Source organism: Yersinia sp. 1252 StPb PI (assembly GCF_048593885.1).
Taxonomy (GTDB): Bacteria; Pseudomonadota; Gammaproteobacteria; order Enterobacterales; family Enterobacteriaceae; genus Yersinia; species Yersinia enterocolitica_E.
In genome coordinates this window covers 1-1,361 of sequence record NZ_JAZGQE010000370.1, presented here as the reverse complement: position 1 = coordinate 1,361, position 1,361 = coordinate 1, and the positions used below count along the sequence as shown (strand labels likewise).

Here is a 1,361-nt window from a genome sequence, read left to right as displayed (position 1 = left end):
CTGCTATTCCTTCTTTTTTTGCATAAACAATAATGCTATTTTTACCAACCAGTTCATAATCAGCAATCGCAGCGGCGGAGACAAAAACAGTATCAATCTCCTCCTCTGTCTTTATGATATATGATTCGCCTGACGATAAGTAAACAGGCTTGGCATATGCCTGATTGACAATTATTTGGCCGATTGCAATGGCGAAGAGTAAAAACAGTTTATTCCAACTGATATATTCTGGCCTGGGTGTTCTCATCCTCTTAGCTCTCTTGTTATGCGTAGTTTAGGTATAATGTCATATATATTTGTTGATTGATTATTGCCAGTAACTATACTCGGCGCCAGAACGATATCACCCGACTTTTCTGCAATATGAATGATGTCTAGTTCCTCCCTTTTAATGATGACGGATATATAACCAGTTACGACCTCTTCAGTCTTTTGATTTTTGTTATTTTTTTCTGATAATTCGTCTGTCGAATACTTTTTTATTCTTATTACTCTCATTGCGGGAATGATTTCATTCAACGAAAAGGTTTGACTTTTTTTATCGCTCAACTCTTTCGTGTTAATCACTGTGCCACTATTCATACCTTTGTTTTTGTCTGTCTCAAGCACTCTTAATTGAAATGAGAGGGAATCACCTACCTGCAATGTGTCCAACAAATACCCATTGTTCTGATTAATATTGAATTTATAAATGACTTCCCCTTTTTTTAAGTTAAGGTAATTGAATTCATCACTGTCGGGTGAAGCCAAAACTGCTGTTGTAATATATGAACCCGCTGCAAGGTTTACTTTCAGTAAATGACTGTTGATGCCTGTTTTTCCTGACATGTTGCTTTTTATTAATTCACTTGATTCAGGTACCATGATGGCTTTTAGTGCATAATCGTTTTGAGTCAGTAGGGTACCTGAAGAGAGATCATGTGTTGACTGTGCCAGGACAATCTCAACTTCTTTTTCTTTATTTGAATCGATGAAATTATAGGGTGTATGTTCATCATTCTTGGTATTGATCATAATGCCGGCAGCCCCGATGGCGACAATCAGGATTGAAAATAATAAAAGAAACTTACGATTCATTAAAATAACCTTGTATTATTACTTAATTGACGGGTCTTTATTTTTTAGGTGAATAGCGATAATAAAAAGCCCGAGGTAATCGCAACCGCATAGGGGACTCCTCGCTGTTGAATATCGCGTTTGTTAATCAACATACCTATTATCATTACCACTCCGCCCATAATGGCGGTATAGATAATGAAATCTAGTGATTGTTCTGCGGTGAGCGCCAACAGCAGGGCAGTAATGAGTTTTACATCGCCCCCACCGATAATTTTAAAATGAAATATTATATAACCCATTAG

Annotated in this window: 3 protein-coding genes; all 3 read right to left on the bottom strand. The window is 36.9% G+C overall.

Going from position 1 to position 1,361, the window contains the following annotated elements; genetic code table 11:
* A partial coding sequence (locus V2A85_RS23675; RefSeq protein ID WP_420072550.1) for a pilus assembly protein N-terminal domain-containing protein occupies window positions 1-247 on the bottom strand: 247 nt, incomplete at its 3' end.
* A complete protein-coding gene (locus V2A85_RS23670) occupies window positions 244-1,077 on the bottom strand; it encodes a tight adherance operon protein (RefSeq protein ID WP_420072549.1) in 834 nt (277 codons plus the stop codon). The genes V2A85_RS23670 and V2A85_RS23675, both read right to left, overlap by 4 nt.
* A gap of 44 nt (window positions 1,078-1,121) precedes the next feature.
* Window positions 1,122-1,361: prepilin peptidase (locus V2A85_RS23665; RefSeq protein WP_420072548.1), on the bottom strand; the 240-nt coding region annotated here is incomplete at its 5' end.

What these genes read in the sequence shown, in the direction of transcription:
- V2A85_RS23670 (WP_420072549.1), bottom strand. Translation starts at nt 1,077, where the DNA reads ATGAATCGTAAGTTTCTTTTATTATTTTCAATCCTGATTGTCGCCATC.